Below are 7733 nucleotides of genomic sequence, written 5' to 3' on the forward strand. Positions count from 1 at the left end.
ACGTTCGTAGACTCGTTACGTGCGCTGGACCCTGCTCATCCCGGCGAAAGCGCTGCCCGCGGCCAAGTCCCGGCTGGCCGACGCCAGCTCCGACACCGCCGCGCACGCCCGCCTCGTGGAAGCCATCCGGGCGGACACCGTTGCCGCCGCCGAGGCCGTTCCCGACGTCGCACGCATCGTGCTGGTGCACGACCGGCCGGTGCCGGTGGCCGCCCACACCCCGGACTCGCCCGAGCGGCACGTGTTCGTGCAGCGCACGCCCGGCCTCAACGCGGGCCTGGACGAAGCCGCACGACAGGCCCACGCGTCGTGGCCGGGCGACGGTGTTGCCGTGCTCGTCGCCGACCTGCCTGCCCTGCGCTCGGCGCAGTTGGCCGCGGCACTGGCCGCCGCTGCGGCCCACCCCCGCGCGTTCGTCGCGGACGCCCAGGGCACCGGCACCACGCTGCTTACCGCCGCTCCCGGGACTGCGCTCGATCCCCTGTTCGGCGAGGACTCGGCGCGCCGGCACGCGGTCGACGCAGCGCGCCTCGTCGCCGGCGCGGGTCTGCGTCGGGACGTCGACACCCCGCAGGACCTGCGTGCCGCGGCGGAACTGGGGGTCGGAGCGTGGACGGCCGCCGTCCTGGCCGCGGCCCGACCGGCCGACGCCGCAGGCGGGGATACCGTTCGTTCAACTTCGCGCGGCATGATGCACGGCATGAACGACCTCTGCAGGCCCGAGGCATGAGTATTCAGTCGGCCGACGTCCCTGCGTCCGCCATCGACCTGTCGGCTGACGAGGTGCCCGACGAGCTCGACTCGGGCCCGCTGCCACCCGCCGACGACCTGCCTGACGACCGCTTCGGCAACCGTGAGCTGTCCTGGCTGGCGTTCAACGAGCGGGTGCTGAGCCTCGCCGAGGACGATGCGCAGCCGCTGCTGGAACGCGTGAAGTTCCTCGCGATCTTCGCGAGCAATCTCGACGAGTTCTACATGGTTCGCATCGCCGGGCTGAAGCGTCGCGCGGACATGGGCCTGCAGGTCGCCTCCCCCGACGGCTTGTCGCCGCGGGTGACGTTGGCCAAGCTCGCCGAACGCATCCGCGAACTCGTCGACCGGCACGCGCGCTGCTTCCGCGACGTCGTCAACCCGCAACTGGCCGACGCGGGCATCCACATCCGTCGCTGGGACGACCTCGACGATGACGAACGCGCAACGCAGGCGCAGTACTTCCGCGAGAAGCTGTTCCCGCTGCTGACCCCGTTGGCCGTCGATCCCGCGCACCCGTTCCCGTACATCTCCGGGTTGTCGCTCAACCTCGCCGTGTTGGTTCGTGATCCGGACGAGGAGATCCAGCGGTTCGCGCGCGTGAAGGTGCCGAACAACGTCCCGCGCTTCGTCGTCGTGTCCGAGTCCTCCGCCGAGGTCGAGCTGCTGCCGCTCGAGGACCTCATCGAGGCACACCTGGACATGCTGTTCCCCGGCATGGAGGTCGTCGAGCACCACCTGTTCCGGGTCACGCGCAACGCGGACTTCGAGGTCGAGGAGGACCGCGACGAGGACCTGCTGCAGGCACTCGAACGGGAGCTGACCCGCCGGCGCTTCGGGCCGGCGGTGCGCCTCGAGGTCACGGACGACATCGACGAGGACGTCGTCGACCTGCTCGTCAGCGAGATCGAGGTCGAGAGCGACGACGTGCTGCGGGTGCCCGGCCTGCTCGACCTCAGTTCGCTGATGCAGGTGTACGACATCGACCGGCCGAAGCTCAAGGACCGCCCGTTCGTGCCGTCGACCCCGCCGCGCTTCGCCGAGGGCGAGACGCCGAAATCGGTGTTCGCCACCATGCGCGACGGCGACGTGCTGGTGCACCACCCGTACGAGTCGTTCGCGACGAGCACCCAGCGGTTCATCGAGCAGGCGGCTGCGGACCCGCGGGTGCTGGCGATCAAGCAGACGCTGTACCGCACCTCCGGTGATTCACCGATCGTCGAGGCGCTGATCGACGCCGCAGCGGCCGGCAAGCAGGTCGTCGCCCTCGTCGAGATCAAGGCGCGCTTCGACGAGCAGGCCAACATCAAGTGGGCCCGTGCGCTGGAGCGTGCCGGCTGCCACGTGGTGTACGGCTTCATGGGTCTCAAGACGCACTGCAAGACCGCGTTGGTCGTGCGTCAGGAGGGCAACCAGATCCGCCGATATGCGCACATCGGCACCGGCAACTACAACCCCAAGACCGCACGCATGTACGAGGACCTCGGTCTGTTCACCGCCGACCCGGACATCTGCGCAGATCTCACCGATCTGTTCAACGTCCTGACCGGGTACTCGCGGCAGACGGACTACCGCTCGCTGCTCGTCGCACCGCAGGGCATCCGGGCGGGGCTGATCGAACGCATCGAGCGCGAGGTCGAGTTGGCCCGCGCCGGCAAGGACGCGCACATCCGGTTCAAGACCAACCACCTCGTCGACGAGCAGACGATCGATGCGCTCTACCGAGCCTCCAAGGAGGGCGTGCGCATCGAGCTGCTGGTCCGCACGTTCTGCACGATCCGCTCCGGCGTGCCGGGCCTGTCGGACAACATCCGCACCCGTTCCATCCTCGGCCGCTTCCTCGAGCACTCGCGCGTCTACTACTTCGGCAACGACGGCGACCCCGAGTACTGGATCGGCTCGGCCGATCTCATGCACCGCAACCTCGACCGGCGTGTCGAGGTGCTGTGTCAGGTGTCCGACCGGCAGGCGCGCAGCCAACTCGCCGCGTTGCTCGACGCCGCGTTCGACGACGACACGGCCGCCTGGGACCAACAGCCCGACGGCGAGTGGACCCGGACGCGGGGCGCGCACAACGACTACCAGGACCTGCTGATGCGTCAGCTGGTCGCGCGCGGCGAGTAAGCGCCGGTGGCTCGCCGGACACCGCCGGATGTGCGCGCCGCCGGCGGCGTGGTGTGGCGGGTGCGCGACGGGCGCACCGAGGTCGCGCTCGTGCACCGGCCGCGCTATGACGACTGGTCCCTGCCGAAGGGCAAGCTGAATCAGGGCGAGACCGATGTGCGCGCCGCGGTCCGTGAGGTCGAGGAGGAACTTGGTTCGCAGGTCGCCGTGTCGCGCTACATCAGCGCGGCGACGTACCAGACGCACGCCGGTCGCAAGCAGACCACGTACTGGGTGATGCGCCACCTGCGCGGCGAGTTCGCGCCGAACGACGAGGTCGACGAGGTGCGGTGGTTGTCGCCCACCGCCGCCCGCGACGTCATGAGCTACCAGGTCGACAAGCACATCATGGCCGACTTCGCCGCCGTGCCGGTGCCGGACACGGTTGTCGTGCTCGTCCGGCACGCGAAGGCCGGCAAGCGCAGCGAGTGGCGCGGCAACGACGACCTTCGCCCGCTCGACGACACCGGACGCACGCAGGCCGACTCGCTCGTGTCCTTCCTGACGTGTTTCGCGCCGACGCGCGTGGTGTCCGCCGCCCCGGTCCGGTGCACGCAGACCGTCGCGCCGTTCGCCGACAAGTACGGTTTCGACATCTCGATCGAGTCGGCGTTCGGCGACAAGCAGTTCGCGAAGTCGCCCGCGACATCGGAGACCACGTTCTGGTCACTGGCCAAACCGGGAACCGTGAACGTGATCGCCAGCCAGGGTGACACCATCCCCGGCCTGATCGATCGCCTCGCCCGCGGGGTGCGGCCGGCAGACACCCGTAAGGGCGCGGCGTGGGTGCTGTCGGTGGTCGACGGCACCGTCGTGTCAGCCGACTACTACGACGACGCGTCGCGCTGACAGCACGACCCCCGCGAACCCACAAAACCCCGGTGATCAACAGCACGATCTGGTCGTCCTGACGACCGGAATGTGCTGTTGATCACCGGGGTTCGGTGACGGGTCGGGCGCGTCAGCGCGACTTCTTGGCGGCCTTCTTACTTGCGGTCTTCTTCGCCGCCTTCTTGCTTGCGGTCTTCTTCGAGGCCTTCTTGGCTGCGGTCTTCTTCGCCGCCTTCTTGCTTGCGGTGTTCTTCGCGGCCTTCTTGGCCGCCGACTTCTGCGCGGCGGACTTCGACGCCAGGTTCTTGGCCGCCACCTTCTTCGTGGCCGGCCCGCTCGACTTCTTCGCCAGGCTCTTCGCGGCGGCCGACTTCTTCGTGGCACTCGCCTTCTTGGCCGGCGCTGCCGCTGCCTTCTTCGCTGCCTTCTTCGCCGCCTTGGCCTGCTTTGCCGCGCGCTTGCGTGCCCGGTCCGCAGCCTTCTGCGCGGCCTTGGTCGCCGGGGTGTTGCGCACCGCGTCCGCGACGTCGCGTACCGCCGTCGAGGCGAGATCCTGCGCGTCGGAAACGGCATTGGTGACGCGGTCCTGAGCGTCGGAAACGGCATTGGTGACGCGGTCCTGTGCATCGCGCACCGCGGCGGCGGCACGGTTGGGCGCGTCGCGCACGCTGTCGGCGGCACGGGTCAGCGACGCCTGCGCGCGTGCGGTGCGCTCAGCGGTGAAGTCCCGCGCGCCGCTCGCGATCTCGCGGAACTCCGTACCGGGGCGGAACGCGGGCACCCGCGAGGCGGGCACCGACACGGTCGCGCCGGTGGCAGGGTTGCGCGCGGTACGCGCTGCACGGTCGCGTCGCTCGAAGACCCCGAAGCCGGTGATCGCGACTTTCTCACCACGTGCAATGGCGGCGTACACGTTGTCGATCACCGCGTCCAGCGCGGCAGCTGCACGCCTGCGATCACCGTCCAGGCGCTCGGCAAGCTGATCGATGAACTGGGCCTTGTTCGGCACGTGTCCCTCCAAGGACGAATCTGCGTTAAGGCGGCTGCAGGACACGCTAGGCGCTCACGAGCGCGTGGACAACGCCACAGTGCCTGTGTCGCAACAGATTCCCGTCACACGACGCACGCAATTCAACTCACTCGATCACCCGACGACGGTCGGCAACCACGCGTTGCGCGCGGCTTCGTACCGATCGATGTCGTCGGTGTGGCGCATCGTCAGCCCGATGTCGTCGAGTCCTTCGAGCAACCGCCAGCGGGTGTAGTCGTCGAGTTCGAAGTCGTGGATCTCGCCCGCCCAGCGCACATTGCGCTCGACGAGATCGACGGTCACCTCGGTCTTCGGGTCGGCCTCGATGTCGTCCCACAACCGCTGCACGATCTTCTCCGGCAACTGCACGGTGAGCAGTCCCGACTTGAGCGAGTTGCCGCGGAAGATGTCGGCGAAGCGCGGCGAGATGACGGCTCGGAAGCCGTAGTCGACGAGCGCCCACACCGCGTGCTCGCGCGAGCTGCCGGTACCGAAGTCGGGGCCGGCGACGAGGATCGACGCGCCGTCGTACTCGCTGCGGTTGAGCACGAAGTCGGGCTCGTTCGTCCGCCAGGCACTGAACAGGCCGTCCTCGAAGCCGGTGCGGGTCACCCGCTTGAGGTAGACGGCCGGGATGATCTGGTCGGTGTCGACGTTGCTGCGCCGCAGCGGCACAGCAGTGCCGGTGTGCACGGTGAACTTGTCCATGCTCAGGCCTCCTGCAGATCAGCGGGACTGGCGAGATGGCCGGTGATGGCGGTCGCCGCGGCGACCAGCGGCGAGACGAGGTGTGTGCGGCCGCCCTTGCCCTGCCGCCCTTCGAAGTTGCGGTTGGACGTCGACGCGCTGCGCTGGCCCGGTGAGAGCTGGTCGGGGTTCATGCCGAGGCACATCGAGCAGCCGGCCTGGCGCCACTCGCCGCCCGCGGCCGTGAAGATGGCGTCCAGGCCCTCTGCCTCGGCCTGCTCGCGCACCCGCATGGAACCCGGCACGACGAGCAGCCGGACCGAGTCGGCGATCCTGCGCCCGTCGAGGATCGCCGCCGCCGCGCGCAGGTCCTCGATCCGGCCGTTGGTGCACGAGCCGACGAAGACGGTGTCGACGGCGATGTCGCGCAGCGCGGTGCCCGCGGTGAGACCCATGTAGGCCAATGCCTTCTCGGCGGCGGCGCGGTCGCCCTCGTCCTCGAGCTCCTGCGGGTCCGGGACGGTCGACGCGAGTGGCGCACCCTGCCCGGGGTTGGTGCCCCAGGTGACGAACGGCGTCAGCTCGGCGGCGTCGACAACGATCTCGGCGTCGAACTCGGCGTCGTCGTCGGTGCGCAGGCTCGTCCAGTACTCGACGGCGGCGTCCCACTCGGCGCCCTTCGGCGCGTGGTCGCGGCCCTGCACATAGTCGAACGTCGTCCGGTCCGGCGCGATCATGCCGGCGCGCGCGCCCCACTCGATGCTCATGTTGCAGACCGTCATCCGGCCTTCCATCGACATGTTCTCGAACACCGAACCGCGGTACTCGACCATGTAGCCGGCGCCCCCGCCGGTGCCGGTCCGGGCGATCACCGCAAGGATGACGTCCTTCGGCGTGACGCCCGGCGGCAGCTCGCCGTCGACGGTCACCGCCATCGTCTTGGGCCGGTCCAGCGGCAGGGTCTGCGTGGCGAGGACGTGCTCAACCTGGCTGGTGCCGATGCCGAACGCGAGCGCGCCGAACGCACCGTGGGTCGAGGTGTGCGAGTCGCCGCAGACGATGGTCATGCCCGGTTGGGTGATGCCGAGCTGCGGTCCGATCACGTGCACGATGCCCTGCTCGGCGTCACCCATCGGGTACAGCCGGACGCCGAACTCCGCGCAGTTGCTGCGCAAGGTCTCGACCTGCGTACGGCTGACCGGATCGGCGATCGGCGCGAAGATGTCGACGGTCGGCACGTTGTGGTCTTCGGTGGCGAGGGTCAGGTCTGGCCGGTGCACCGGCCGACCAGCGAGGCGCAGTCCCTCGAAGGCCTGCGGGCTGGTCACCTCGTGCACCAGATGCATGTCGATGTAGAGCAGATCCGGCTCGCCCTGCTTGGCACGTACGACGTGGTCGTCCCAGAGCTTCTCTGCCAGTGTGCGGCCCATCAATCACTCCTTGCATCTCAGATACTGAGATTCTAGTATCGTTCTGTGGGACAGCCTAGCAGCGGGATCGGCGTCGTCGACAAGAGCGTCGCTGTCCTCGCCTCCGTGGCGGCGGCACCTCGGTCGCTCGCCGAACTCGTCGAGGACACCACCCTGCCGCGCGCGACCGCGCACCGTCTCGCGCTGGCGTTGGAGACGCATCGGCTCGTGGCCCGCGACGCCGATGGTCGCTTCGTCCTCGGCCCGCGCCTGGGCGAGCTCGCCGCAGCCGTGCCCGACCCCGTCGTCGCGGCAGCCACTCCCGTGCTTGCCTGGCTGCGCGACGAGAGCGGCGAGAGCGCTCAGCTGTACCGCCGCGACGGCGCGGAGCGCGTCTGCGTGGCGGCCGCGGAGCGCACGCACGGGCTGCGCACCACGGTGCCGGTCGGCAGCCGGCTGCCGATGACCGCCGGGTCCGGCGCTCAGGTGCTCAGCGCGTGGACGTCGGCAGCGCGCGCGGTTGGCGGCGGGTTCAGCGAACGCACGCTGGCCGAGGTGCGCCGGCGCGGTTGGGCGCAGTCCGTCGGGCAGCGCGAGGCGGGTGTGGCGTCGGTGTCCGCGCCGGTGCGCGGACTGCGCGCCGACCCCGCGAACGTCGTCGCGGCCGTCTCGGTGTCGGGCCCGGTGGAACGGCTCGGCCGGTCCCCCGGCGCCCGGCTCGCGCCACTGGTGACGGCTGCCGCGCAACGCATCGGCGCTGCCCTCGGTTGAATCCCGCCGCCACCCTCGGTGATCAACAGCAGGATCTGCGCCCTATGACGACCACACACTGCTGTTGATCACGGGGAGGAAAGGAACCGGAC

Annotated in this window: 7 protein-coding genes; 4 read left to right on the top strand and 3 right to left on the bottom strand. The window is 69.7% G+C overall.

The features are described 5' to 3' along the window. Positions 1-19: 19 nt before the first annotated feature. From cofC to ACFFCN_RS03865, 3 genes are read left to right on the top strand one after another with little or no spacing between them, the layout of a single operon-like run. A complete protein-coding gene (gene cofC, locus ACFFCN_RS03855; RefSeq protein ID WP_375489807.1) occupies positions 20-730 on the top strand; it encodes a 2-phospho-L-lactate guanylyltransferase in 711 nt (236 codons plus the stop codon). Then, positions 727-2874 (top strand): RNA degradosome polyphosphate kinase, encoded by a 2148-nt coding sequence (locus tag ACFFCN_RS03860; protein WP_375489808.1) that lies wholly within the window; start codon positions 727-729, stop codon positions 2872-2874. The genes cofC and ACFFCN_RS03860 overlap by 4 nt, the downstream gene beginning before the upstream one ends. A gap of 6 nt (positions 2875-2880) precedes the next feature. After that, positions 2881-3762: an NUDIX domain-containing protein gene (locus ACFFCN_RS03865; protein ID WP_375489809.1), complete on the top strand. Its 882-nt coding sequence runs from the start codon at positions 2881-2883 to the stop codon at positions 3760-3762. 112 nt (positions 3763-3874) lie between these two features. Here ACFFCN_RS03865 and ACFFCN_RS03870 read toward each other — a convergent pair whose 3' ends face one another. The 3 genes from ACFFCN_RS03870 to leuC all read right to left on the bottom strand — a co-directional run bounded on the left by ACFFCN_RS03870 (position 3875) and on the right by leuC (position 6891). Then, positions 3875-4753 (bottom strand): HU family DNA-binding protein, encoded by an 879-nt coding sequence (locus ACFFCN_RS03870; RefSeq protein WP_375489810.1) that lies wholly within the window; start codon positions 4751-4753, stop codon positions 3875-3877. 135 nt (positions 4754-4888) lie between these two features. Beyond that, positions 4889-5482 (bottom strand): 3-isopropylmalate dehydratase small subunit, encoded by a 594-nt coding sequence (gene leuD, locus ACFFCN_RS03875; RefSeq protein WP_375489811.1) that lies wholly within the window; start codon positions 5480-5482, stop codon positions 4889-4891. 2 nt (positions 5483-5484) lie between these two features. Continuing rightward, entirely contained in the window at positions 5485-6891 is a 1407-nt protein-coding gene (leuC, locus tag ACFFCN_RS03880) for a 3-isopropylmalate dehydratase large subunit (RefSeq protein ID WP_375489812.1), read from the bottom strand. Positions 6892-6936: 45 nt separating this feature from the next. Here leuC and ACFFCN_RS03885 point away from each other — a divergent pair, with 45 nt between their 5' ends. After that, positions 6937-7641, top strand: coding sequence for an IclR family transcriptional regulator (locus ACFFCN_RS03885; protein ID WP_375489813.1), 705 nt, complete (start codon positions 6937-6939; stop codon positions 7639-7641). Positions 7642-7733 lie beyond the last annotated feature (92 nt).

It is taken from the genome of uncultured Jatrophihabitans sp., assembly GCF_964246335.1.
GTDB lineage: Bacteria > Actinomycetota > Actinomycetes > Mycobacteriales > Jatrophihabitantaceae > Jatrophihabitans.

Bases quoted from the DNA above. Each gene is read 5' to 3' on its own strand.
- ACFFCN_RS03860 (WP_375489808.1), top strand. From the start codon at position 727: ATGAGTATTCAGTCGGCCGACGTCCCTGCGTCCGCCATCGACCTGTCG.
- leuD (WP_375489811.1), bottom strand. From the start codon at position 5,482: ATGGACAAGTTCACCGTGCACACCGGCACTGCTGTGCCGCTGCGGCGC.
- leuC (WP_375489812.1), bottom strand. From the start codon at position 6,891: ATGGGCCGCACACTGGCAGAGAAGCTCTGGGACGACCACGTCGTACGT.